The organism is Paracoccus sp. pheM1 (assembly GCF_018499825.1).
Taxonomy (GTDB): domain Bacteria; phylum Pseudomonadota; class Alphaproteobacteria; order Rhodobacterales; family Rhodobacteraceae; genus Paracoccus; species Paracoccus versutus.
In genome coordinates this window covers 1,626,950-1,650,020 of sequence record NZ_JAGXCX010000002.1, presented here as the reverse complement: position 1 = coordinate 1,650,020, position 23,071 = coordinate 1,626,950, and the positions used below count along the sequence as shown (strand labels likewise).

The 23,071-nt window shown below is 69.6% G+C and carries 23 protein-coding genes; 10 read left to right on the top strand and 13 right to left on the bottom strand.

All coding sequences use genetic code 11. The annotated features are described in order from the left end of the window. Positions 1 to 5 precede the first annotated feature (5 nt). The 4 genes from KF941_RS22125 to coaBC are packed head-to-tail and all read right to left on the bottom strand — an operon-like array spanning position 6 to position 4,186. Positions 6 to 317, bottom strand: coding sequence for a heavy metal-binding domain-containing protein (locus tag KF941_RS22125; RefSeq protein WP_036756521.1), 312 nt, complete (start codon positions 315 to 317; stop codon positions 6 to 8). Then, on the bottom strand, positions 314 to 1,840 hold the full coding sequence (sufB, locus tag KF941_RS22120; protein WP_072463069.1) for a Fe-S cluster assembly protein SufB: 1,527 nt from the start codon (positions 1,838 to 1,840) through the stop codon (positions 314 to 316). Before sufB ends, KF941_RS22125 begins: the two co-directional genes overlap by 4 nt. 1 nt (position 1,841) lies before the next feature. Beyond that, complete coding sequence (locus tag KF941_RS22115; protein ID WP_214274526.1) at positions 1,842 to 2,915, bottom strand: cysteine desulfurase family protein; 1,074 nt, start codon at positions 2,913 to 2,915, stop codon at positions 1,842 to 1,844. Continuing rightward, a complete protein-coding gene (coaBC, locus tag KF941_RS22110; RefSeq protein WP_036756515.1) occupies positions 2,912 to 4,186 on the bottom strand; it encodes a bifunctional phosphopantothenoylcysteine decarboxylase/phosphopantothenate--cysteine ligase CoaBC in 1,275 nt (424 codons plus the stop codon). Before coaBC ends, KF941_RS22115 begins: the two co-directional genes overlap by 4 nt. Before the next feature lie 146 nt (positions 4,187 to 4,332). Between coaBC and KF941_RS22105 the strand changes: the two genes are divergently transcribed. Further along, entirely contained in the window at positions 4,333 to 5,847 is a 1,515-nt protein-coding gene (locus KF941_RS22105; protein WP_036756512.1) for a YifB family Mg chelatase-like AAA ATPase, read from the top strand. Positions 5,848 to 6,125: 278 nt separating this feature from the next. Here the strand turns inward: KF941_RS22105 and gshB are convergent, their stop codons facing one another. The 3 genes from gshB to KF941_RS22090 form a co-directional block, all read right to left on the bottom strand. After that, positions 6,126 to 7,076, bottom strand: coding sequence for a glutathione synthase (gshB, locus tag KF941_RS22100; RefSeq protein ID WP_036756510.1), 951 nt, complete (start codon positions 7,074 to 7,076; stop codon positions 6,126 to 6,128). 149 nt (positions 7,077 to 7,225) lie between these two features. Beyond that, positions 7,226 to 7,978, bottom strand: coding sequence for an RlmE family RNA methyltransferase (locus tag KF941_RS22095; RefSeq protein ID WP_214274525.1), 753 nt, complete (start codon positions 7,976 to 7,978; stop codon positions 7,226 to 7,228). 2 nt (positions 7,979 to 7,980) lie between these two features. Continuing rightward, positions 7,981 to 9,105 carry a Ppx/GppA phosphatase family protein gene (locus tag KF941_RS22090; RefSeq protein ID WP_072463064.1) on the bottom strand — a complete coding sequence of 375 codons (1,125 nt, stop codon included), beginning with the start codon at positions 9,103 to 9,105 and terminating at the stop codon, positions 7,981 to 7,983. A 70-nt stretch (positions 9,106 to 9,175) separates the two neighbouring features. Here KF941_RS22090 and KF941_RS22085 point away from each other — a divergent pair, with 70 nt between their 5' ends. From KF941_RS22085 to KF941_RS22060, 6 genes are all read left to right on the top strand, one after another. Continuing rightward, entirely contained in the window at positions 9,176 to 9,400 is a 225-nt protein-coding gene (locus KF941_RS22085) for a hypothetical protein (RefSeq protein WP_140846490.1), read from the top strand. After that, positions 9,400 to 10,581 carry a VWA domain-containing protein gene (locus KF941_RS22080; protein WP_036756501.1) on the top strand — a complete coding sequence of 394 codons (1,182 nt, stop codon included), beginning with the start codon at positions 9,400 to 9,402 and terminating at the stop codon, positions 10,579 to 10,581. Before KF941_RS22085 ends, KF941_RS22080 begins: the two co-directional genes overlap by 1 nt. A 27-nt stretch (positions 10,582 to 10,608) precedes the next feature. Next, positions 10,609 to 11,295 (top strand): M48 family metallopeptidase, encoded by a 687-nt coding sequence (locus KF941_RS22075; protein WP_036756498.1) that lies wholly within the window; start codon positions 10,609 to 10,611, stop codon positions 11,293 to 11,295. A 53-nt stretch (positions 11,296 to 11,348) separates the two neighbouring features. Then, positions 11,349 to 12,548, top strand: coding sequence for a hypothetical protein (locus KF941_RS22070; RefSeq protein WP_214274524.1), 1,200 nt, complete (start codon positions 11,349 to 11,351; stop codon positions 12,546 to 12,548). Then, the gene (locus tag KF941_RS22065; RefSeq protein ID WP_214274523.1) at positions 12,545 to 13,900 is read left to right on the top strand and encodes a cytochrome P450; all 1,356 of its coding nucleotides are present in this window, start codon (positions 12,545 to 12,547) and stop codon (positions 13,898 to 13,900) included. The genes KF941_RS22070 and KF941_RS22065 overlap by 4 nt, the downstream gene beginning before the upstream one ends. A 234-nt stretch (positions 13,901 to 14,134) precedes the next feature. After that, a complete protein-coding gene (locus tag KF941_RS22060) occupies positions 14,135 to 15,496 on the top strand; it encodes an aminotransferase (protein ID WP_036756611.1) in 1,362 nt (453 codons plus the stop codon). 15 nt (positions 15,497 to 15,511) lie between these two features. Here KF941_RS22060 and KF941_RS22055 read toward each other — a convergent pair whose 3' ends face one another. Next, positions 15,512 to 15,781 carry a DUF3572 domain-containing protein gene (locus KF941_RS22055; RefSeq protein ID WP_072463059.1) on the bottom strand — a complete coding sequence of 90 codons (270 nt, stop codon included), beginning with the start codon at positions 15,779 to 15,781 and terminating at the stop codon, positions 15,512 to 15,514. A gap of 114 nt (positions 15,782 to 15,895) precedes the next feature. On the opposite strand from KF941_RS22055, the gene KF941_RS22050 reads away from it, so the two are divergent. The 3 genes from KF941_RS22050 (at position 15,896) to KF941_RS22040 (ending at position 18,544) form a co-directional block, all read left to right on the top strand. Further along, positions 15,896 to 17,284 carry a diguanylate cyclase gene (locus KF941_RS22050; RefSeq protein WP_214274522.1) on the top strand — a complete coding sequence of 463 codons (1,389 nt, stop codon included), beginning with the start codon at positions 15,896 to 15,898 and terminating at the stop codon, positions 17,282 to 17,284. A 103-nt stretch (positions 17,285 to 17,387) separates the two neighbouring features. Next, positions 17,388 to 17,822, top strand: coding sequence for a DUF983 domain-containing protein (locus KF941_RS22045; RefSeq protein ID WP_036756488.1), 435 nt, complete (start codon positions 17,388 to 17,390; stop codon positions 17,820 to 17,822). Positions 17,823 to 17,827: 5 nt separating this feature from the next. Continuing rightward, positions 17,828 to 18,544: a DNA mismatch repair protein MutT gene (locus tag KF941_RS22040; protein ID WP_072463090.1), complete on the top strand. Its 717-nt coding sequence runs from the start codon at positions 17,828 to 17,830 to the stop codon at positions 18,542 to 18,544. An 18-nt stretch (positions 18,545 to 18,562) separates the two neighbouring features. Here the strand turns inward: KF941_RS22040 and KF941_RS22035 are convergent, their stop codons facing one another. From KF941_RS22035 to KF941_RS22015, 5 genes are all read right to left on the bottom strand, one after another. Then, on the bottom strand, positions 18,563 to 19,333 hold the full coding sequence (locus tag KF941_RS22035) for an enoyl-CoA hydratase-related protein (RefSeq protein WP_036756483.1): 771 nt from the start codon (positions 19,331 to 19,333) through the stop codon (positions 18,563 to 18,565). A 67-nt stretch (positions 19,334 to 19,400) separates the two neighbouring features. Continuing rightward, positions 19,401 to 19,853, bottom strand: coding sequence for a cytochrome c-type biogenesis protein (locus tag KF941_RS22030; RefSeq protein WP_116220711.1), 453 nt, complete (start codon positions 19,851 to 19,853; stop codon positions 19,401 to 19,403). 3 nt (positions 19,854 to 19,856) lie between these two features. Beyond that, entirely contained in the window at positions 19,857 to 21,818 is a 1,962-nt protein-coding gene (locus KF941_RS22025) for a heme lyase CcmF/NrfE family subunit (protein ID WP_214274521.1), read from the bottom strand. Positions 21,819 to 21,908: 90 nt separating this feature from the next. Further along, on the bottom strand, positions 21,909 to 22,442 hold the full coding sequence (locus tag KF941_RS22020) for a holin family protein (RefSeq protein WP_240540513.1): 534 nt from the start codon (positions 22,440 to 22,442) through the stop codon (positions 21,909 to 21,911). After that, positions 22,433 to 23,044, bottom strand: a complete 612-nt coding sequence (locus KF941_RS22015) for a holin-associated N-acetylmuramidase (RefSeq protein ID WP_214274520.1) — start codon at positions 23,042 to 23,044, stop codon at positions 22,433 to 22,435. The genes KF941_RS22020 and KF941_RS22015 overlap by 10 nt, the downstream gene beginning before the upstream one ends. Between the last annotated feature and the right edge of the window lie 27 nt (positions 23,045 to 23,071).

Below are 23,071 nucleotides of genomic sequence, written 5' to 3'. Positions count from 1 at the left end.
CGTTCCTATTCGACGCTTACGGCGGTGCCCGAGGCGGACACCATCAGCATGTTGTTGATGACTTCATAGTCCAGGTCGACGCCGACCACGGCATTGCCGCCCAGGGCGGCCGCGCGGTCCTGCATCTCGGACAGGGCGGTTTCGCGGGCCGAGGCCAGCGCGGATTCATAGGCGCCCGAACGGCCGCCCACGATGTCGCGAATCCCGGCGAAGATGTCGCGAAAGATATTGGCGCCGATGATGGTCTCGCCGGTCACCACGCCGTGATAGGCGCTGATGCGGCGGCCCTCGATGCCGGGGGTGGTGGTGACGATCATCCGACCGACCCCTCCAGGCTGATGGCGACCAGCGATTGCGCCTCCATGGCGAATTCCATCGGCAGGGCCTGCAAGACCTCGCGGCAGAAGCCGTTCACCACCAGGGCGACCGCCTCTTCCTCGTCCATGCCGCGCGAGCGGCAATAGAACAGCTGGTCGTCGTCCACCTTGCTGGTGGTCGCCTCATGCTCCACGCGGCTCGAGGTGTTCTTGACCTCGATATAGGGCACGGTATGGGCGCCGCATTTGTCGCCGATCAGCAGACTGTCGCATTGCGTGTAGTTGCGGCTGTTCTTGGCGCGCGGGTGCATGGTCACGAGGCCGCGATAGGTATTCTGCGCCTGTCCGGCAGAAATCCCTTTGGAAACAATGCGCGAGCGGGTGTTCTTGCCAAGATGGATCATCTTGGTGCCGGTATCGGCCTGCTGGTGGTTGTTGGCAATGGCGATCGAATAGAACTCGCCCTGCGACTCGTCGCCGCGCAGGATGCAGGAGGGGTATTTCCAGGTGATCGCGCTGCCGGTCTCGACCTGGGTCCACATCACCTTGGCCCGCGCCTCGCGGCAATCGGCGCGCTTGGTGACGAAGTTGTAGATGCCGCCCTTGCCTTCCTCGTCGCCGGGGAACCAGTTCTGCACGGTCGAATACTTGACCTCGGCATCCTCCAGCACGACGATCTCGACCACCGCGGCGTGCAGCTGGGCCACGTCGCGCTTGGGCGCGGTGCAGCCTTCGAGGTAGCTGACGTAAGAGCCCTTGTCGGCGATGATCAGCGTGCGCTCGAACTGGCCGGTATTCTCGGCATTGATGCGGAAATAGGTGGACAGTTCCATCGGGCAGCGCACCCCCGGCGGCACATAGACGAAGCTGCCGTCCGAGAAGACCGCCGAGTTCAGCGTGGCGAAGAAATTGTCCGACTGCGGCACGACCGAGCCCAGGTATTTCCGCACCAGCTCGGGATGCTCGCGGATCGCCTCGCTGATCGAGCAGAAGATGACGCCGGCCTTGGCCAGCTCGTCCTTGAAGGTGGTGCCGACGCTGACGCTGTCGAAGACCGCATCGACCGCGACCTTGCGCCCTTCGGCGGGCGCGCCCTCGGCACCCTCGATCCCGGCCAGGATCATCTGCTCCTTCAGCGGGATGCCCAGCTTTTCATAGGTGGCCAGCAGCTTGGGATCGACCTCGTCCAGCGACTTGGGCTTTTCGGCCATGCTTTTCGGGCGGGCGTAGTAATACTGGTCCTGATAGTCGATCTCGGGATAGTTGAGCATCGCCCATTTCGGCTCGGTCATGGTCTGCCAGCGGCGGAAGGCCTGCAGTCGCCACTCGGTCATCCATTCCGGTTCCTCGTTCTTCTTCGAGATCAGCCGGACGATATCCTCGTTGATGCCCTTGGGGGCATATTCCATCTCGATCTCGGTATCCCAGCCGTATTTATACGACCCCATGTTCTGGACGGTCTCGACGGTCTCGCGGTCTACGCCCTCGCGGATTTCGATTGCCTCGCCGATCTCTACAGTCATCTCAAACCCTTCCCGCGGTCGCCCGCCAATCATTCCTTTGCCGCCAGCGGCCATGCGCCGCAAGCCAGGCATCCGCAAAACGCATCACGTCCCGAGGCTCCGTCGCCGGGCCGATCGAGACGCGGATCGCATCGCCCGCCCATTCCGCCGCGATGCCCATGGCCGTCAGAACCGAACTTGGCCGGACCTTGCCCGATGAACAGGCCGAGCCTGCCGAGACGGCAAATCCGGCCAGGTCCATCTGCATCACCTGCGTCTCTCCGCGCCATCCCGGCGTCAGGATCGACAATGTATTGGGCAGGCGGCGGGCCTCGCGCCCCGGAAATGTAACCATTTCCGCCCCGGATTCCAGTGTGGCCATCAGGGAATCGCGCAGTTGCGACACTTTTTCCCCGATTCCTTGATCCAGATCATTCTGCGCCGCTTTTGCGGCCGCTGCAAAGCCCATGATGCCGATCAGATTCTCGGTCCCGGCGCGGCGGCCCTGTTCCTGGCCGCCGCCCTTGATGCGCGCCTCGACCTCTGTGCCGCGGCGGACCACCAGCGCGCCGATGCCGCGCGGCCCGCCCAGCTTGTGGGCGCTGACGATGCCGGCCTCGATCCCCAGCCAGTTGAAGGCAAGGGGGATCTTGCCGAAGGCCTGCGTCAGGTCGCTGACCGCCAGGCCCTGCGGCAGATCCTGGATCACCCCGGTTTCGGAATTGGCCAGTTGCAGTGCGGTGCGGGCGGGATCGGCGACGGCGACCAGCCCCGCGCGGTCCGCGGGCAGCGATGCCTCGCACCAGGCCAGGACCGCCGGATGCTCGACCGCCGAGCAGACAAGGCCCCGGCCCTCCAGCGCCAGCGCCGCCGCCTCGGTCGCGCCCGAGGTGAAGATCACGTCCGCCCCCTCGGCGCCAAGCGCCACGGCGACGTCCTCGCGCGCGCGCTCCAGCGCGGATTTCGCCGCCCGCCCCTCGGCATGGACCGAGGAAGGGTTGCCGACGATTTCCATCGCCGCCAGCATCGCCTCGCGCGCCTCGGGGCGCAGCGGCGCGGTGGCGTTCCAGTCCAGGTAGACCCGGCCGCTGCTCATCCGTGGTCCTCCGGCAGGCCCTGGCCGGCGGGGCTCAGCGCCTCGGCGATGCGGCCGGCCAGGCGGCGCGCCACCTCGTCCTTGGTCAGGCGCGGCCAGCTTTCCGCCCCTTCCTCCGAAATCAGCGTGACCGCATTCTCGGTCCCGCCCATGATCCCGGTCTCGGGGTTCACGTCATTGGCGACGATCCAGTCGCAGCCCTTGCGCTTGCGCTTGCGGGTGGCATTGTCCAGCACGTCGTCGGTCTCGGCGGCAAAGCCCACCACCAGCGCCGGCCGGTCGCGGTCGAGCCGGCTGATCCAGGCCAGGATGTCGGGGTTCTCGGCGAATTTCAGTTCGGGCAGCTTGCCCGAGCCGTCCTTCTTGATCTTGCCCGGACGGGCATTGGCGACATGCCAGTCGGCAACCGCCGCCGCCATGACCGCGGCATCGGCAGGCAAGGCCGCCTCGACCGCCTCGCGCATCTCGCGCGCGGTCTGGACGGCGATCACCTCGACGCCCTGGGGCGGCGGCACCTCGGCCGGGCCGGTAACGAAGCTGACCCGCGCGCCCAGGTCGCGCAGCGCCGCGGCGATGGCCGCGCCCTGCGCCCCGCTGGAGCGGTTGGCGATATAGCGCACCGGGTCGATGGGCTCATGCGTGGGCCCCGAGGTCACGATCACATGCCGCCCCGCCAGCACGCGGGCGGGCAGCGAGACCACCGCCTCGGGCGGCAGGCGCAGTGGCCGGTCGCGCCCCAGCGCCGCGCGGATCGCCGCCAGGATCGTCTGCGGCTCGGCCATGCGGCCGGGGCCGTATTCGCCGCAGGCCATGTCGCCCTCGTCGGGGCCGACGAAGCGGATGCCGTCGTTCTCCAGCGTCTCCAGGTTACGTTGCGTCGCCGGATGCTGCCACATGCGCACGTTCATCGCCGGAGCCGCCAGCACCGGCTTGTCGGTCGCCAGCAGCAGGGTCGAGGCCAGGTCGTCCGCCATCCCCGCCGCCATCCGCGCCAGCAGATTCGCCGTGGCCGGGGCGACCACCACCAGGTCGGCGGCGCGCGACAGCTGGATATGGCCCATCTCCGATTCGCGCGTCAGGTCGAACAGTTCGGTATGGCAGGGCGCCTCGGCCAGGGCCGAGAGGGTCAGGGGCGTCACGAACTCGGCCCCCGCCTGGGTCAGCACCGGCACGACCGAGCCGCCCTCGCGCCGGATCATGCGGACCAACTCGGGTATCTTGAATGCGGCGATGCCCCCGCCGACGATCAGCAATATGCGGCTGCCTTGCATGGTCGTTTCCCTGTGCCCCGTATGTGCCCCGTGTCATCCGCCCTGCACATAGGCGCAAGCGCGGCCCGGAACAAGCAAGCCGAACCCGTTAACCATTCTTTAAACCCTGCGGGTTAAGCCTGCCCCGGTGCAGGGGAGAAGTGCCGATGGCGGCGATTGCCTATACCGTGGCCTTCGACGGGGTCGAGGCGCGGCTGGTCGAGGTGCAATGCTCGGTCTCGCCGGGCCTGCCGGGATTCGGCATCGTCGGCCTGCCCGACAAATCCGTCAGCGAGGCGCGGGAACGGGTGAAGGCCGCCTTCGGGGCGCTGTCCATCGCCATGCCCTCGCGCCGGGTGACGGTGAACCTGTCGCCCGCCGACCTGCCCAAGGAGGGCTCGCATTTCGACCTGCCCATCGCGCTTGCGGTGCTGGCCGCGCTGGAGATCGTCCCGGCCGAGGCGCTGGAGCGGGTGGTGGCGCTGGGGGAGCTGGCGCTGGACGGGCGGCTGTCGCCGGTCGCGGGCGCCCTGCCCGCCGCCGTGGCCGCGGCCGAGGACGGCCGCGCGCTGCTGGTGCCGCGCGCCTGCGGGGCCGAGGCGGCCTGGGTCGGCACCGTGCCGGTCCTGGCGCCGCAGAGCCTGCGCGAGGTGGTCGATCACCTGACCGACCGCGCGCCCCTGGCCCGCGCCGCACCGGGCGAGCTGGCGGAAGCCGTGTTCGAGGCCGACCTTGCCGAGGTCAAGGGCCAGGAACGCGCCCGCCGGGCGCTGGAGATCGCCGCCGCCGGCCGCCACCACCTGCTGATGATCGGCCCGCCCGGCGCCAGCAAGTCGATGCTGGCGACCCGCCTGCCCGGCATCCTGCCGCCGCTGAGCCCGCAGGAGGCGCTGGAGACCTCGGTGATCCATTCCGTCGCCGGCCTGCTGGCCGAGGGCGGCATCTCGCGCACCGCCCCCTTTCGCCAGCCGCATCACACCGCCTCGATGGCGGCGATGGTGGGCGGCGGGCGCAATGCCCGGCCCGGCCAGGCGAGCCTTGCGCATAACGGCGTGCTGTTCCTGGACGAACTGCCCGAGTTCGAGCGCCGGGTGATCGACGCCTTGCGCGAACCGATCGAGACCGGCGAGATCCACGTCTCGCGCGCCAATGCCCATATCCGCTATCCGGCGCGTTTCCTGCTGGTCGCGGCCGCCAACCCCTGCCGCTGCGGCGAGATCGCGGATGCCAGCCGCGCCTGTTCCAAGGCGCCGCGCTGCGGGGCGGATTACCTGGGCCGCATCTCGGGGCCGATGATGGACCGGTTCGACCTGCGCATCGAGGTGCCGCAGGTCGCGATCGAGGATCTGGGCCTGCCCGCCACCGGCGAAAGCTCGGCCAGCGTCGCCCTGCGCGTGGCCGCCGCCCGCGCGCTGCAAGCCGCCCGCTTTGCCGATCACCCGACGGCGCGGGTGAACGCCGACGCCTCGGGCCGGCTGCTGGAGGAGATCGCGCCGCTCGACGGCGAATGCCGGTCGCTGCTGGCGCTGGCGGCCGAGCGGCTGGGGCTGACCCCGCGCGGCTATCACCGCATCCTGCGTAGCGCGCGCACCATCGCCGACCTGGACGCATCCGCCGCGATTCGCCAGCCGCACCTGGCCGAGGCGCTGTCCTATCGCCTGCCCTTCGGCCGCCCGGATTGAGGGGCGGAGCGTCGCCATGGCGGCAGGTGGCAGGTGGCAGGTGGCAGGTGGCAGAAAGGATGGTTGCCAGAACAGGCGGCGCCGTAAGGCCGGCGGCCAGGTTCGAGCCATGCGGCTGGGAGAAAGGGCAAGCCGCGCGGCTGGCTCCCTCTTGCCGAAAACCGGCTCGCCCACCGCCGGGGCATGGCGGCGCGGCACCTTTCCACGCCGGGCCGGTCCACGCGCGGCCGGCATCGCGAAAGGCCAATCCGCTCCTGCGCCGACCCCGCGGCCGCGGGTCAGCCCCGCTCGGCCAGCCGCCGCTCGATGGCGTCCCAGATCAGCGCCGCGGCATTGATGCCGTCGAAACGCTCAAGCTCCTGGATGCCGGTGGGCGAGGTCACGTTGATCTCGGTCAGCCAGCCGTCGATCACGTCGATGCCGGTGAAGATCAGCCCCTTTTCGCGCAGCACCGGGCCGATGCGGGCGCAGATCTCGTATTCGCGCTCGGTCAGGCCGATCTTTTCCGGCCGGCCGCCGACATGCATGTTGGAGCGCGCCTCGCCCGCGGCCGGGACGCGGTTGATCGCGCCGACCGGCTCGCCGTCGACCAGGATGATGCGCTTGTCGCCGCGGACCACGGCGGGCAGGTATTTCTGCGCGATGATCGGCTCGCGGCTGTTCGACAGGAAGGTCTCGACCAGCGAGGACAGGTTCGGATCGTCCGGCCGCATGTGGAAGATGCCGACCCCGCCATTGCCGTAGAGCGGCTTGAGGATGAAATCGCCGTGCCGCTCGCGGAAGGCGCGGATCTGCGCCAGTTCGCGGGTGATCAGCGTGGGCGGCGTCAGCTCGGGGAAATCCAGCACCAGCAGCTTCTCGGGGCTGTTGCGCACCCAGAAGGGGTCGTTGACGACATAGGTCGAGGGATGCACCCGGTCCAGCAGATGCGTGGTGGTGATATAGCCCATGTCGAAGGGCGGGTCCTGGCGCAGCCAGACCACGTCGAATTCCGACAGGTCCACGTCGGCCCAGTCGCCGAAGGTCACATGGTTGCCCTGTTCGCGGCGCAGGCTGATCGGGCGGCCGCGGGCCATGACCCGCCCCTCGCAATAGCTCAGCCGGTCGGCGGTGTATTGGAACAGCCGGTGGCCGCGGGCCTCGGCCTCCAGCCCCAGCCGGAAGGTGCTGTCGCCGTCGATCGAGACATGCTCGACCGGGTCCATCTGAAGGGCCACGTAAAGACTCATGCTATCATTCCCAGCCAGTTTCGCCCGAAGTTCTGGCAAGCATGGGCGGGGTTTGCAAGCGGCAGCGCCGCGGCCCGCCCGCGGCAGGACCGGCGCGCCGGCACCGCCGCCCTGCGCGGTGGCCGGCCTGGGGGACGCCCAGGGGCGGCTCAGCCCTGGTCGGTTTCGTCCGCGTCCTGGCCGCGAAACCCCTGCGCCACCACGAATTTCTCGGAGGAATCCGAGCGGCTGGCCGGCGGCTTCACATTCGCCACCTTGCGGAAATTGCGCTTGAGCATGGCCTGCATCTCGGTCTCGGCCCCGCCGGCCAGAACCTTGGCGACGAAGGTGCCGCCCGGCTCCAGCACGTCGAAGGCCAGCTGCGCCGCCGCCTCGACCAGCGCCACGATGCGCAGGTGGTCGGTGCCCTTGTGCCCCGACGAGGCCGCCGCCATGTCCGACATCACCACATCGGCCCGCCCGCCCAGCCAGGCCTTGACCTGCGTGTCGGCGCCGTCGGACAGGAAGTCGAGCTGGTGGATCTCGGCCCCCGGAATCGGATCGACCTCTTGCAGGTCGACGCCCAGCACCCGGCCGACCTTCTTGCCGGGCTTGTCGCCAAGCGCGTTCACGCGCGCGACCGCCACCTGGCACCAGCCGCCGGGCGCGCAGCCCAGATCGACCACCCGCGCGCCGGGCACCAGGAAGCGATACTTGTCGTCCAGTTCCAGGATCTTGTAGGCGGCGCGGCCGCGATAGCCCTCGCGCTTGGCGCGCGCGACATAGGGGTCGTTCAGCTGCCGCTCCAGCCACAACGTGCTGGAAAGCTTGCGCCCCTTGGCCGATTTCACCCGCACCCGCAGGTCGCGCTGGCCGCGGCCCGAGCTTTTGCGCCCCTCGCCCGGCTTCTTGCCTTCGCTCATCTTCAAGCCACCCCGTTCATTCCATCCGGGGCCAGCACCCCGTCCTTGACCATCTGCACATAAAGCAGCCCCTCGCGCAGGCCGCGGTCGGCGACCGAAAGCCGCGTCGTCGGCCAGACCCGCATCAGCGTCTGCAGGATCGCCGCGCCCGACATGATCAGCGCATGGCGTTCCCGCCCGATGCGCGGATCGGCACGCCGCCCCTCGGGGCCAAGCGCCAGGTAGTCGCGGATCACCCGGTCGATCTGGGCCGTGGTCATGGTCAGCCCGTCCACCTTGGTCCGGTCATAACGGCGCAGGCCCAGATGGCTGGCCGCCACCGTGGTCACGGTGCCCGAGGTGCCGATGATCTGGAACCCTTCCCGCATGGTCTGGGCCAGCGCATAGGGGGCGAAATCCGCCAGCATCTCCTCGAAATGCCAGGACATCAGGGCAAAGCGGCCCTGGTCGTCCTCGACATCCTCGAACTGGTCGCGCAGCGTGGCCACGCCCAGCGGCACGCTGATCCAGTCCACCACCCGCGCGCCGCCCGGCTGCGGGTCAGTGAAACCATTGCCCAGCCGCATGATCGCGCGCGAGCGTTCCTTGGGCTCGACATCCTCGAGGTCGATCCAGACCAGCTCGGTCGAGCCGCCGCCGATGTCCACCACCAGCAACTGCTCGGTGCGCTGGCTGACCAGCGGCGCGCAAGAGATCACGGCCAGCCGCGCCTCTTCCTCGGCGTCGATGATCTCGACCGGCAGGCCGGTCTCGCGCCGGATCATGCGCAGGAAGTCGCGGCTGTTCCTGGCCCGCCGACAGGCCTCGGTGGCGACAAGGCGCATGCGCGCGACCTTGTGCGCCTCGAGCTTGCGCCGGCACACCTGCAAGGCATGCACCGTCCGCGCCATCGAGGGACGCGACAGCCTGCCTGATGCCTCGAGGCCGTGCCCAAGCTGGACCGGCTTCGAGAAACTGTCCACCACCTGAAACTGGCTGCCCGCGGGACGGGCAATCAGCATCCGGCAGCTGTTGGTGCCAAGATCCAAGGCCGCATAGAGCGGCCCGTCCTCGGCCGGGCGGGTGACGAAAGGCTCGACCGTTTTTCTCGGGAACGCGTCCGCACCCGCAGGACGCCTGGGCGCCATGGTCACGCCCTCCGATAACAAGTTGGACCGAAAGTAACCTGCGGCCGCCACGCCTTCAAGGGGGCGCGCGTTGGGGCGTGCGTGGGGCGTGCCTCTCGACAGGGGCGCGGGGGCGGGCTATGCCCTGCCCATGATCGTGATCGCCGCCTTCCTGATTGGCGCAGCGATCGGCTGGATGCGCGCCGCGAAAGCCGGCGGCAGCCGCGCCGACAAGCTGCAATATGCCGCCGCCCATGCCCTGGCGCTGACCGTGCTGGGGCTGTTCCTGACCATATTGCTCAGCCGGATGGGCTGATGTTTCGGCCCTTCCTCGACAGTCTGCGCCGCCATGGGGTGCCGGCCAGCCTGCGGGAATACCTGGACCTGCTGGCGGGGCTGCAGGCCGGGCTGTCGGACTGGTCGCCCGAGGGCTTTTATCACCTCGCCCGCGCCACGCTGGTCAAGAACGAGGCGCATATCGACCGATTCGACCGCGCCTTTGCCGAAGCCTTCGCGGGTCTGGACGAGATCCCGGTCGAGGCGCTGGTGAACGAGGTCTCGATCCCGCGCGAATGGCTGGAAAAGCTGGCCGAGAAGCTGCTGACCCCCGAGGAACGCGCCGCCGTCGAGGGCGCCGGTTCCTTCGAGGAGCTGATGAAGCGCCTGCGCGAGCGGCTGGCCGAGCAGCAGGGCCGCCACCAGGGCGGCAACAAATGGATCGGCACCGCCGGCACCTCGCCCTTCGGCGCCTATGGCTACAACCCCGAGGGCGTGCGGATCGGGCAGCACGAAAGCCGCCACCGCCGCGCCGTCAAGGTCTGGGACAAGCGCGAGTTCCGCGATTTCGACGATTCGGTGGAACTCGGCACCCGCAACATCAAGGTGGCGCTGAAGCGGCTGCGGCAATGGGCCCGCCACGGTGCGCTCGAGGAACTGGACCTGCCCGGCACCATCCGCGCCAGCGCCGAGCATGGCTATATCGACGTCCAGACCCGGCCCGAGCGCCACAATGCCGTCAAGGTGCTGCTGTTCCTGGATGCCGGCGGCAGCATGGACGACCATTCCCGACTGGTGGACGAGCTGTTCTCGGCCGCCCGCGCCGAGTTCAAGCACCTGGAGCATTTCTATTTCCACAATTGCGTCTACGAGGCGCTGTGGAAGGACAACCGCCGCCGCTGGACCGAGACAACGCCGACGTGGGAGGTCATCAACCGCTTCGGCCGCGACTACAAGGCGATCTTCGTCGGCGACGCCGCGATGTCGCCCTATGAGATCGCCATCCCCGGCGGCGCCAACGAACACTGGAACCCCGAATCGGGCGAGACATGGCTGCGGCGCCTGCGCGAGACCTGGCCCGACCATGTCTGGCTGAACCCGGTGCCCCGCGCGCATTGGCCGCATACCCGCTCGATCGACATGATTCGCGAGATATTCGAGGATCGCATGCAGCCCCTGACGCTGGAGGGGCTGACCCAGGCCATGCGAATCCTTGGCTGAGCGCCGCGCCATGCCCATATTGCGCTTATGCTGAAATTCACGCCGATCCTGCTGATCCTGCTCTATGCCGCCGCGATGTGGTTCTTTTCCGCATGGCGGCTCAAGGCCGAGCTGAACCAGAAGTCCACGCCGCTGCAGCACCCCCGGCTGGTGCCGATGCTGGAACGGCTGGGCAGGGCCATGGACCTGCCGCGGGTGCAGGCGCATGTCTACGAGGTCGGCCATGTGAACGGGCTGGCCGCGCCGGATGGCCGCATCTTCCTGACCCGCGGTTTCCTCGACCGGCTGGACCGCGGCGAAGTGACCGAGGCCGAGCTGGCATCGGTCATCGCGCATGAGCTGGGCCATGTCGCCCATGGCCATACCCGGCGCCGCATGGTGGATTTCGCCGGCCAGAACGTGGTGCGCATGGTGCTGGCGGGCGTGCTTGGCCGTTTCCTGCCCGGCATCGGCGTCTGGATCGCCAATCTCGCCGCCAGCGCCATCGCCGCGCGCCTGTCGCGCCAGGACGAGTTCGAGGCCGACGCCTTCGCCAGCGCGCTGATGGTCAAGGCCGGGCTGGGCACCGAGCCGCAGAAAAGCCTGTTTCGCAAGCTCGACCGGCTGGCGGGCGCGGGACGCGCCGGGGCGCCGGCCTGGCTGATGTCGCATCCGCCCGCCGCGGCACGCATCGCCGCCATCGAAAAGCTCGAGGCGCGCTGGGAATTAGCCTAACTTGTCTGCGCGCGCGGATCGCGTATGCTGCGCGGGCAAGCAGTTGATTTCCCATGACCCGCCCCTTTCGTCGCCGCGTCCTCTACATTCCGGGCTATGATCCGATCCCGCCCCGCCGCTATCGCGAGCTTTACCGGCGCGAGGGGGCGGAACAGGCGCGCATCTCGGGCTACGGCCTGGCCTTCGGCCCGCGCCGCGACCGCACGGGCTTCGGCTGGGGCGTGACCGGCGATTTCGCCGGCACCGCCGCCGAGGCCGAGTTCGAGGTGCTGGTCTGGGCCGACATCGTGCAGGGCTCGATGGGCCAGGGCATCCTTGCGACCTATGGCCAGCTTTTCCGCACCGCCTGGGCCTATGTCGGCTCGGGCGCGCTGTTCCGGCTGATGCGGCTGCGCCGCGGGCCCGTGATCGCGGCGCTCTACCCGGTGGCGGTGCTGCTGGCGCAGCTGCTGGCCTCGGCGCTGGCCGGGGCGCTGCTCGGCTGGGCGCTGGGACGGCTGACCGGGTTCGGCTGGTGGCTGGGCGGGCCCGTGGCGCTGGCGCTGACCTGGGCCGGGCTGCACCTGTGGCGGCGCATCGACGGCAAGATCTTCGCCTGGTATCTGATGCACGACTATGCCTTCACCGCCCAGGACCGCGGCGCCTATCCCCCGGCGCTCAGGGCGCGGCTGGCGCGTTTCGCCGACCGCATCGCCGAGGTGCTGGCGGGCGACTGGGACGAGGTGCTGGTCGTCGGCCACAGTTCCGGCGCCTATCTGGGCGTCTCGGTTCTAGCCGAGTTGATCCACTCGGGCCGAGTTCCCGCGCAGGGACCGCGGCTTTCCTACCTGTCGCTGGGCCATGTCGTGCCCATGGCGTCCTTCCTGCCGCACGCGGACCGGCTGCGCGCCGACCTGCGCTTTCTCTCGGCGCGCGGGGAACTCGACTGGATCGACGTGACCGCGCCGGGCGACGCCTGCTGCTTCGGCCTGTGCGATCCGGTCGCGGTCTCGGGCGTCGAGCCGCCCGGCCGCCGCCACCCGCTGGTGCTGTCGGCGGCCTTCACCCAGACGCTTTCCCCGCAAAAGCGGCGCGCGCTGCGCAGGCGCTGGTTCCGGCTGCATTTCCAGTATCTCTGCGCCTTCGACCGGCCGGGCGACTACGATTACTTCGCCATCACCGCCGGGCCACTGACGCTGGGACAGCGCTTCGCCGGGCGCAGCCATTCGCCGGGCCGCATCGCGCGCGCCGTCAACCGCCGGTGCGCGCCATGATCCCGCCCAAACCGCCGGCCCGACCGGGAAAAGCCTCGGTCTGGCGCTTCATCCGCGATTTCCGCCGCGACATCCTGTCGGCGCAATCCGACCGGCTCTATCGCGCCTGGATGGCCGAGTTCCGCGGCCCCTTCGTCCACAGCTTCACCTGCAACGACCCGGCGCTGGTCGATCTGATCCTGAAGAAGCGGCCGATGGATTTCCCGAAATCGCCGCGCATGGCCGCGGGCTTGCAGCCGCTGCTGGGCAATTCCAGCTTCATCTCGAATGGCGAGACCTGGCTCCACCAGCGCCGCATCATCGACCCCGCCTTCGAGGGCGGCCGCCTGCGCGAGGCTTTCCCGGCGATGTGGGACGCGGCCCAGGCCGGCGTCGCGCGCCTGCAGCCGCTGGCCGACGGCACCGAGATCGACATCGAGCCGCAGACCAGCCATATCGCCGCCGACGTGATCTTCCGCACGCTGTTTTCGATCCCGATCGAGGATGCGACCGCCGCCCAGGTCTTCCAGGCCTTCCGCGAGCATCAGGAGGCGCAGCCGATGGTGAACCTCGGCGGGCTGATGGCGCTGCCCCGCTGGGCGCGGCTGCACGGCCGCCGGGTGCGCCGGACCGCAAGCCGCATCCGCACCCTGATCCGCCAGCTGGTCGCGGCCCGCGCCACCGAGATCGCCGCGGGCACCGCGCCGCCGGACCTTGCGACCAAGATCATGACCACCCCCGACCCGCAGACCGGCCGCACCTTCACCGAGGCCGAGATGATCGACGAGGTCGCGACCTTCTTCCTGGCCGGGCACGAGACAGGCGCCTCGGCCCTGGCCTGGGCGCTCTACCTGCTCGCCGAAAGCCCCGACTGGCAGGACCGGCTGGCCGAAGAGGCGCGGCAGAACCTCGCCCCCGATTTCGCTGCCATGCGCCACCTGCCGCTGGCCCGCGCCGTCTTCCGCGAGGCGCTGCGGCTCTACCCGCCCGTGGCGATGACCGTGCGGCAATGCCGCCGGCCCGAGACCCTGCGCGACCGCAAGGCACCGAAAGGGGCGCAACTGGTGCTGTCGCCCTGGCACCTGCACCGGCACCAGCGGCTCTGGGACGACCCCGACCGCTTCGACCCCGCGCGCTGGGAAACCGAAAACGGCAAGACCTGCCAGCGCGAGGCCTTCATCCCCTTCTCGGCCGGCCCCCGCGCCTGCCCCGGCGCCGGCTTCGCCATGATCGAGGGGCCGCTGATCCTCGCGGCGCTGCTGCGCGCCTATCGCCTGGAACCGGCCCGCGAACGCCCGGTGCCGTTGATGCGGCTGACGCTGCGCGGCAAAGACGGCATCCGCCTGCGCCTTTCCCCAAGGCAAGGGGGATGACCCGCGCCCGCAGCACCCCCAAGGCACCGACGCCAGGACATTTCTTCGTTCCACAAATACCCATGCGACGCCGCCAACCAGCGCAAACCGCCGCGCCCCGCGCCGGCATTTCCACCGCCCGCCCCGGCAATTCGCCCGTCCCGCAGCCCGCCATCCGTCACTTGGCCGCGGCCCCCATTGAACCGCCCCCGGCGCCCGGCTAGCCTTCCGCCAAAGCAGATGGAGGCTGACGTCATGAACCAACCGCAAAGCTGGGAAGCCAGGGCCGAGACCTATTCGCTCTACGGCTTCACCGACATGCCCTCGGTCCATCAGCGGGGCACGGTCGTCGTGACCCATGGCGAAGGGCCCTATATCGTCGACGTGCATGGCCGCCGCTACCTGGATGCCAATTCCGGCTTGTGGAACATGGTCGCCGGCTTCGACCACAAGGGCCTGATCGAGGCCGCCAAGGCGCAATACGACCGCTTTCCCGGCTATCACGCCTTTTTCGGCCGCATGTCCGACCAGACGGTGATGCTGTCGGAAAAGCTGGTCGAGGTCTCGCCCTTCGACAGCGGCCGGGTCTTCTATACCAACTCCGGCTCCGAGGCGAACGACACCATGGTCAAGATGCTGTGGTTCCTGCATGCCGCCGAGGGCAAGCCGCAAAAGCGCAAGATCCTGACGCGCTGGAACGCCTATCATGGCGTGACCGCGGTTTCCGCCTCGATGACCGGCAAGCCCTACAACTCGGTCTTCGGCCTGCCGCTGCCCGGCTTCATCCACCTGACCTGCCCGCATTACTGGCGCTATGGCGAGGAGGGCGAGACCGAGGAACAGTTCGTCGCCCGCCTGGCCCGCGAACTCGAGGACACCATCGAGCGCGAGGGCGCCGACACCATCGCCGGCTTCTTCGCCGAGCCGGTGATGGGCGCGGGCGGCGTGATCCCGCCGGCAAGCGGCTATTTCCAGGCCATCCTGCCGATCCTGAAAAAGCACGACATCCCGATGATCTCGGACGAGGTGATCTGCGGCTTCGGGCGCACCGGCAATACCTGGGGCTGCCTGACCTATGACTTCATGCCCGATGCGATCATCTCGTCCAAGAACCTGACGGCGGGCTTCTTCCCGATGGGCGCGGTGATCCTCGGCCCCGACCTCGGCAAGCGCCTGGAAGCCGCCGTCGAGGCGATCGAGGAATTCCCGCACGGCTTCACCGCCTCGGGCCACCCGGTCGGCTGCGCCATCGCGCTGAAGGCCATCGACGTGGTGATGAACGAGGGGCTGGCCGAGAACGTGCGCCGCCTCGCCCCCCGCTTCGAGGCCGGGCTGAAGCGCATCGCCGACCGCCCGAACATCGGCGAATACCGCGGCATCGGCTTCATGTGGGCGCTGGAGGCGGTCAGGGACAAGCCGACCAAGACCCCCTTCGACGCCAATCTCTCGGTCAGCGAGCGCATCGCCAACACCTGCACCGACCTGGGGCTGATCTGCCGGCCGCTGGGCCAGTCCATCGTGCTGTGCCCGCCCTTCATCCTGACCGAGCCGCAGATGGACGAGATGTTCGAGAAGCTGGAAAAGGCGCTCGACAAGGTCTTCGCCGAGGTCGCCTGAGCCCTCGGGCGGCCCCTACCAGGGGTCGCCCCCGCCCAGCACGGCGCGCGCCAGCTGCACCCGCTGCGGCGCGATCTGCGCCGCCTGCGCGAAATCCAGCACGCGCTGGTCGTGTTCCAGCAGGAAATCCAGCACGAAGACGGAAAACTCCGGCCGCGCCGCCATCGCGCGCAACCCCGCCACGTCGCTGCCCGATTGCGCCAGCAGCGCCCCCACCAGTTCCGCATCCCCGGCGATATGGGCAAAGCCCGCATCGGCAATGTCGCGCGCCTCGTTTCGTGTCATTCCGCTCTCGCTTTCGTGAAGCCCGGCGCGAATTTCTTCGCGGCCGGAAAGGATTTGTTAACCATTGCCGCGCAAGATGCGGCTCTGGGCTCGGGGTGTAAAGCAGGCGTAACCATGGCAGGGCGCATTCTTGTCGTTGACGGCGTGCCGACGAATCGCATCACCATGAAGGTGCGGTTGTCCTCGGCCTGCTACGAGGTCACGACCGCCACCTCGGGGGCCGAGGCCCTGCGCATCGCCCGGCTGATCCATCCGCAGATCGTGCTGGTCGGCGCCAGCCTGCCCGACATGGACGGGGCCGCGCTGTGCAGCGCGCTGCGCGGCCAGCCCTGGGCCGCCGACCTGCCGGTCCTGGTCCAGGCCAGCGGCACGGATCGGGTGGCGGCGCTGCGGGCGGGCGCGGCGGCGCTGATCGACGCATGCAGCGACGAGTTGACGCTGCTTGCGCGCATTCGCGGGCTGATGCGGCATGAATACGGCGGGCTTGATCATCCCGCCCCCGGCATGGCCGAGGCGGCGGCGGGCTTTGCCGCGGACGACCGCCCGCGCGCGATCTTCGTCGCCGACCGGACCGCCACGGCGCTGGGCTGGCGGCACGCCCTGCGCGACCGGGTGGACTTCGCCATCGCGGTCCACGAACCCGAACATGCGCTGGCCGAGGCGGCATCCAGCCGGGTCGCCGATCTCTACCTGATCGCCGCCGACATCCAGCAACCCGGCGACGGGCTGCGGCTGCTGTCGGAACTGCGCTCGCGCCCACGCTCGCGCGAGGCGGCGGTGGTGGTGGCGCTGCGCCCCGAACGGGCCGAGATGATGCCGGTGGCGCTGGATCTTGGCGCCGGCGACGTGCTGCCCTGGGATCTGGCCCGCCCCGATGCGGCGCCCGAGACGGCGATGCGCCTGCAGGCCCAGCTGGCCCGCAAGCACGAGGCCGACCGCCGCCGGCACGAGACCCAGCGCAACATGCGCTGGGCGATGACCGATCCGCTGACCGGGCTGCACAACCGCCGCTTTGCCCTGCCTCGCCTGGGCGAACTGGCGGCCGAGATGCAGGAACGCCAGGGCGACCTGGCCGTCATGCTGCTGGACCTGGACCGTTTCAAGCAGGTGAACGACGTCCACGGCCATCCGGCCGGCGACGCCGTGCTGGCCGAGATCGCCGCCCGCCTGGCCGCCACCCTGCCCGAGGGCGCGCTGCTCGCCCGTTTCGGCGGCGAGGAGTTCCTGGCCGTCCTGCCTGATTGCCCCGCCCGCGACGCCCGCCGCGTGGCCGAGGATCTGCGCCGCGCGGTGATGGCCGCGCCGGTCGCCCTGCCGCAGGGCTGCCAGAATGCCGAGCTGGGCGTCACCATCTCGGTCGGCGTGGCCACCGGCCAGGGCGCTCCGCATCTGCTGCCGCTGGACCCCGAGGCGCTGCTGGCCAGCGCCGACCGCGCGCTGCTCAATGCCAAGTCCGCGGGGCGCAATCGAATCGTCATGGCCGCGCCCGGAATTGCGGCCTGATTGCCGCTGCGTCCCTTTGTCGCGGCAATTCCCGACTTACGGCGCGCTTTTCTTTATGGGCCGCATCCCCTAGATAAAGGCGGAACAGGAAAGGAACGCGCCCATGCCTCATGCCTATTCCGACACCGCCCTGCCCGAACGTCCCGTCAAGCCGGCCATGCTGCGCGGCGCGCTTGGGCGCTGCCCCTCTTGCGGGCAGGGCCGGCTGTTTCGGGGCTATCTGTCGGTCAGCCCCACCTGCCCGCATTGCCACGAGGAACTGCACCACCAGCGCGCCGACGACGGCCCGGCCTATCTGACCATCCTGCTGGTCTCGCATCTGGGTGCGCCGCTGTTGCTGGCGATCTTCATGATGTATCGCCCCTCGGCCATGGCCATGCTGATCGGCTTCGGCCTGGGCGCGGTGGTGCTGTCGCTGCTGTTGCTGCCGCGGATCAAGGGCGGGATGATCGGCTTCCAATGGGCGCGCCGGATGCATGGCTTCGGCGCCGAGCCCGCCTCGATCGAGCCTGCCGCGATCGAGGCCGCCGCGTCGTGAGCACCATGGCCGGAACCCCCGCCCCGACGCGCGACGCCGCCGAGCAGCCGATCCGCGATGCCGCCACCGTCATCGTGCTGGACCGCAACGCCCAGGGCGGGGCTTCGGTGCTGATGGGGCAGCGCGGGGCTTCGGCCGTGTTCATGCCTTCGAAATACGTATTCCCCGGCGGCGCGGTGGATGCGGGCGATGCGCAGGTGCGCCTGGCCGGCGAACTGCCGCCCCGGACCTCGGCGCTGCTGGCGGCCGAGCCGCGCAACGGATCGCAGGTCACGCCCCTGGCGCTGGCCGCCGCCGCCCTGCGCGAACTGGCCGAGGAAACCGGCCTGCTGACCGGCCCCCCCGGCCCCGCACCCGAGGGCTGGGACCATTACGCCGGCGCCGGGCTGGCGCCGGATGCCTCGGCGCTGATCTACATGTTCCGCGCCATCACCCCGCCCGGCCGGCCCCGCCGCTTCGACGCGCGCTTCCTGCTGCTGGACGCCGAGCGGCTGCACGGCGACCGCCACGATTTCAGCGCCGCCTGCGATGAGCTTTCGCACCTGCATTGGGTGCCCCTGCCCGAGGCGCGGGCGCTGGACCTGCCCTTCATCACCGAGGTGGTGCTGGCCGAGGTGGCAAGCCTGCTGGCCGGCGCCGGCGACGGGCCGCTGGCCCCGCCGCCGACGGTGCCCTTCTTCGACAACCGCCTGGCGGTGCCGCGCTTCAAGCGCATCGGCTAGGCGGGCTCAGCCCCCGATTCAGCGCCCGTTGAAGCGGGGCGCGCGCTTTTCCAGGAAGGCAGCGACGCCCTCGGCGAAATCCGCGGTGCGGGCCATGTCGCCTTGCAGCCTGGCCTCCAGCCGCAACTGCCCGGCCATGTCGTTGCCGCCCGAGGCGCGCAGGGCCTGCCGGATTGCCAGGAAGGCGGCGGTCGGCCCCTGGGCCAGGGCTTGGGCGCGGGCGGCCACCACGGTTTCGAACTCGGCGTCCGGCACCGCCTCCCAGATCAGCCCCCATTCCGCCGCCTTCGCCGCGGGAATGCGGTCGGCGAACAGCATCATCCCCATGGCGCGCGGCACCCCGACCGAACGCGGCACGATGAACGTCCCGCCCGCATCCGGGATCAGGCCGATCCGGCTGAACGCCTGCACGAAACTGGCGCTTTCCGCGGCGATGACCACATCGGCGGCCAGCGCCAGGTTGGCCCCCGCCCCCGCCGCGATGCCGTTCACCGCAGCGATCACCGGCACCGGCGCGTCCGAGATGGCGGCCAGCATCGGCTCGTATTCCTCGCGCAGGATGGTTTCGACGTCGAACCCGCCGGTGGCATCGGTCAGATCCTGGCCCGAGCAGAAGCCGCGCCCGTTCCCGGTCAGCACCACGCAGCGCGTGCCCGGCGGCAGGTCCGTCAGCGCCGCGACGATCTCGGCCCGCATGGCGCGGTTGAGCGCGTTGACCACGTCGGGCCGGTTCAGCGCCAGCCTTGCGATGCCGTCTCGATGCGTGAATTCGATGGTCTGAAAGCTCATCCTGCCCCTCCCCCGGTTTCGGCCATCCTGCCGGGGCGGGGCGCGGCGGGAAAGCCCCGACCCTGCGTCAGTCGCGCAGGATCCGCTCCAGCCGGGCCTTTTCCTCGTCGCTGAGCTTGGCCGGCCCTTCCTCGGCCAGGCCGCGCGAGCGGATGAAGCGCCAGCCCACCAGCAGCGCCAGCAGCGCCATGACCGGCCCGGCCAGGTAAAGCAGCCAGTTCGCCCCGCGCGCCGGCGGTTCGAACAGGACATATTCGCCGAAACGGTCGGCGATGGCCTGCACCGCCTCGCCGTCGCTGTCGCCGGCGACCAGGCGCTCGCGCAGGTAAAGCCGCAGGTCGCGGCTGATGGCGGCATTCGATTCGTCGATGGTCTCGCCCTGGCAGACCGGGCAACGCAGGGTCTTGGAGATCTCGCGCGCCCGCGCCTCCAGCGCCGGGTCGGACAGCACCTCGTCGGGCTGGACGGCCAGGGCGGGCAGCGCAAGCAGCAGCGACAGGCACAGGATCAGGGCGCGCATGGGCTACTCCGCCGGCTGGGGCGCGACGCGGGCATGGCGGGCGCCGGCAGCGACGCGATAGCGCCGGTCCGACAGGCTGATGAAGCCACCAAGCGCCATCAGCGCCGAACCCAGCCAGATCCAACTGGCGAAGGGCTTGATATAGACCCGCACCGCCCAGCCGCCGTCCTGCTGCTCGTCGCCGATGACCAGGTAGAGGTCGCGGAACAGTCCGTTCTGGATCGCCGCCTCGGTCGTGGGCATGGATTGCACCGGATAGACCCGCTTTTCGGGATGCAGCAATGCGACCTGCCGCCCGTCGCGTTCGACGCTCATCGCGGCGATGATCGAGTTGTAGTTGGGGCCCGGACGCTCTTCGACGCTGTCCAGGGTGATGTCGTAGCCGGCGACGGTAAAGGTCTCGCCGATCCGGGCCACGCGGATGTCCTCGACCTGCCAGGCCATCAGCAGGCTGATGCCGATGAACGTGACGCCCAGCCCGGAATGGGCCACGGCCTTGCCCCAATCGGCGCGCGGCAGCCGGCGCAGCCGCGCAAGGCCGGAGTTGCCGGTGCGCAGCCACAGGTCGGCGGCCGCGCCCGCGACCAGCCAGGCGCCCAGGCCCGCGCCGATCACCGCCAGCGCCGAATGGCCGGTCGAGACGGCAAAGACCAGCGCCATCACCGCCCCGGCAAAGACCAGCGCGCCGCGCAGCGGGTAAAGCGCGCGCTTCAGCCTGCCGCGCTTCCACGGCAGGATGGCGCCGACCGGCAGGATGATCGCCAGCGCCACCATGAAGGGCGTGAAGGCCTGTTCGAAGAAGGGCGCGCCGACCGACAGCCTGCGGTCCCACAGCATCTCGGCCACCAGCGGCCAGACCGTGCCGATGAAGACCACGAAGGTCGAGACCGCCAGCAGGATGTTGTTCAGGACCAGCACCCCCTCGCGCGAGACGGGGGCGAAGGCGCCCCGCGCCTGCATCGAGGCGGCGCGGAAGGTGTAAAGCAGCAGCGCGCCGCCGACGAAGAAGGCCAGGATCGCCAGGATGAACACGCCGCGCTGCGGATCGCTGGCGAAGCTGTGGACCGAGGTGATGACGCCCGAGCGCACGATGAAGGTGCCGATCAGCGAAAAGCCGAAGGCCATGATCGCCAGCAGGATGGTCCAGCTTTTCAGCACCTCGCGCTTTTCCACCACGATGGCGGAATGCAGCAGCGCGGCGGCGATCAGCCAGGGCATGAAGCTGGCGTTTTCCACCGGATCCCAGAACCAGAAGCCGCCCCAGCCCAGCTCGTAATAGGCCCACCAGGATCCCAGCGCGATGCCGATGGTCAGGAACACCCAGGCCGCCAGCGTCCAGGGCCGGACCCAGCGCGCCCAGGCGGCATCGACCCGCCCCTCGATCAGCGCGGCGACGGCGAAGCTGAAGGCCATGCTGAGCCCGACATAGCCGAGGTAAAGGAAGGGCGGATGGAAGGCGAGGCCGGGATCCTGCAGCAGCGGGTTCAGGTCGCGCCCGTCGAAGGGCGGGCTTTCCATGCGCAGGAAGGGGTTCGAGGTGAACAGGGTGAAGGCCAGGAAGGCCGCGCCGATCGAGGCCTGCACCGACAGCACCCGCGCCCGCAGCTTGGGCGGCAGGTTGGCGTCGAAGACGGCCGCCATGGCGCCGAACAGCGCCACGATCAGCACCCACAGCAGCATCGAGCCCTCGTGGTTGCCCCAGACGCCGCTGATCTTGTAGATCATCGGCTTGGCGGTGTGCGAGTTCTGGTAGACCAGCGCGACCGAGAAATCCGAGGTCACGAAGGCCATGGTCAGCGCCGCGAAGGAAATGCCGACCAGCCCGAACTGCGCCAGCGCGGCAGGGCGGGCGGAGTCGATCCAGCCGCTCCAGCCCTTGCTGGCACCGATCATCGGCACGACCATCTGGAACAGGGCCACGACAAAGGCCAGGATCAGTGCAAAATGGCCAAGTTCAGCGATCATGGGCTTCCTCCGGGGGTGGCTGCGCCGCAGGATAGCCGCGGTGCGGGCGGCAAACCAGCCCCCCGCACCTGCCAGATTGTCACAGCATCGCTAGCGCGCCGCGCCGGCCGCGGCCCAATCCCGCAGGGCCGGGTTGTCCTCGAAGGGCTCGGCCGTCATCGGCGGCGCCGGGGATGCGGCCGGCGCGTCCTCGGCGCCTGCCTTGCGCGGCGGGACGGGCAGCATGGGCCGGCTGCGAAAGTAATGCGCCTCTCGCGCGCCGAAATAGAAGCTGATGATGGCGCCCAGCAGCCACCAGAGCGGCTCGGGCACCAGGTTCAGGTTCTCCATCCGCAGGCCGAAACCCTCGGGATCGGCCATGGCATAGGTGAACAGCCCCACCGTCCCCAGCGTCATCAGCGGCCGCGGCAGCCGGTTCAGCCCGTTCATCATCGCGTCGAACCAGCCGCGGGGCTGGGCGGCGAACTCGCCGGAAAGCTGGGCGATGGCGCGGGCATAGGCCTCTTCGTCCAGTTCCATGCGCCGCGTCGCGTTCTCGCGGAACACCTCGGCCACGCCGGTCGCGGCATTGGCGACGGTGGTGACGGCGCCGCTGGCGCCCAGGAAACGGTCCATCAGCCCCATTTCGCCACCCTCGCCCGATGCTCGGCCGCCGTCAGGTGATACTTGGCCGAGATGAACTCCTCGGCCCGCAGGATCCAGCCGCCCTTGCCCCCCGTTCTGGTGCGGGCGTATTTGCGGCTGGCCGGGCGCGCATCGCCCAATGCGTAGTAATAGTTGCGCCGTGCGATCCCGTAGGCATCGGCGAAATAGCCCGGCGCCGCCGCATCGGCCTGCTGCGCAGCCTGGATGGTGCGCGGCCCGACCACGCCGTCGTCCGTGGCCGCAAAGCCCATGCGCGTGGCCAGCCGTTGCAGGATCTTCACCGCATTGGCACCGGCATTGACATACATGTCGAAAACCGAGGCCTGCACCGAGACCGGCAGTTCCGCCAGGCGCGGGCGGCGGAAATAATGCTCGACGAAGATGCGCTCGGCATCGGCGCGGGTCAGCGCCCTGACATCCGTCACGTCGACCCGCCCGTCGCCGGTCCTGTCGATCCCCAGCCGCTGCAGGGTCGCCAGCGTGACGCCGAATTTCGTCGCCCCGCCCGGATCGTCGGGGTCGTTGACGTAGCCCCCCTCACGCGCGACGATCTCGGCCGCGATCTGCGTTACTGTCTTCATGTCCAGCCCCCAATCCTGAAGCGGACC

Coding starts and splice junctions, on each gene's coding strand:
- KF941_RS22090 (WP_072463064.1), bottom strand. CDS start 9,105: ATGGCGCCCAGGCGTCCTGCGGGTGCGGACGCGTTCCCGAGAAAAACG.
- KF941_RS22030 (WP_116220711.1), bottom strand. CDS start 19,853: ATGCGCGCCCTGATCCTGTGCCTGTCGCTGCTGCTTGCGCTGCCCGCC.
- KF941_RS22115 (WP_214274526.1), bottom strand. CDS start 2,915: ATGAGCAGCGGCCGGGTCTACCTGGACTGGAACGCCACCGCGCCGCTG.
- KF941_RS22025 (WP_214274521.1), bottom strand. CDS start 21,818: ATGATCGCTGAACTTGGCCATTTTGCACTGATCCTGGCCTTTGTCGTG.
- KF941_RS22015 (WP_214274520.1), bottom strand. CDS start 23,044: ATGAAGACAGTAACGCAGATCGCGGCCGAGATCGTCGCGCGTGAGGGG.
- coaBC (WP_036756515.1), bottom strand. CDS start 4,186: ATGCAAGGCAGCCGCATATTGCTGATCGTCGGCGGGGGCATCGCCGCA.
- KF941_RS22050 (WP_214274522.1), top strand. CDS start 15,896: ATGGCAGGGCGCATTCTTGTCGTTGACGGCGTGCCGACGAATCGCATC.
- KF941_RS22125 (WP_036756521.1), bottom strand. CDS start 317: ATGATCGTCACCACCACCCCCGGCATCGAGGGCCGCCGCATCAGCGCC.
- KF941_RS22020 (WP_240540513.1), bottom strand. CDS start 22,442: ATGGGGCTGATGGACCGTTTCCTGGGCGCCAGCGGCGCCGTCACCACC.
- KF941_RS22075 (WP_036756498.1), top strand. CDS start 10,609: ATGCTGAAATTCACGCCGATCCTGCTGATCCTGCTCTATGCCGCCGCG.
- KF941_RS22080 (WP_036756501.1), top strand. CDS start 9,400: ATGTTTCGGCCCTTCCTCGACAGTCTGCGCCGCCATGGGGTGCCGGCC.
- KF941_RS22045 (WP_036756488.1), top strand. CDS start 17,388: ATGCCTCATGCCTATTCCGACACCGCCCTGCCCGAACGTCCCGTCAAG.
- KF941_RS22105 (WP_036756512.1), top strand. CDS start 4,333: ATGGCGGCGATTGCCTATACCGTGGCCTTCGACGGGGTCGAGGCGCGG.
- KF941_RS22040 (WP_072463090.1), top strand. CDS start 17,828: ATGGCCGGAACCCCCGCCCCGACGCGCGACGCCGCCGAGCAGCCGATC.
- KF941_RS22035 (WP_036756483.1), bottom strand. CDS start 19,333: ATGAGCTTTCAGACCATCGAATTCACGCATCGAGACGGCATCGCAAGG.
- KF941_RS22095 (WP_214274525.1), bottom strand. CDS start 7,978: ATGAGCGAAGGCAAGAAGCCGGGCGAGGGGCGCAAAAGCTCGGGCCGC.
- sufB (WP_072463069.1), bottom strand. CDS start 1,840: ATGACTGTAGAGATCGGCGAGGCAATCGAAATCCGCGAGGGCGTAGAC.
- KF941_RS22060 (WP_036756611.1), top strand. CDS start 14,135: ATGAACCAACCGCAAAGCTGGGAAGCCAGGGCCGAGACCTATTCGCTC.
- gshB (WP_036756510.1), bottom strand. CDS start 7,076: ATGAGTCTTTACGTGGCCCTTCAGATGGACCCGGTCGAGCATGTCTCG.
- KF941_RS22070 (WP_214274524.1), top strand. CDS start 11,349: ATGACCCGCCCCTTTCGTCGCCGCGTCCTCTACATTCCGGGCTATGAT.
- KF941_RS22065 (WP_214274523.1), top strand. CDS start 12,545: ATGATCCCGCCCAAACCGCCGGCCCGACCGGGAAAAGCCTCGGTCTGG.
- KF941_RS22055 (WP_072463059.1), bottom strand. CDS start 15,781: ATGACACGAAACGAGGCGCGCGACATTGCCGATGCGGGCTTTGCCCAT.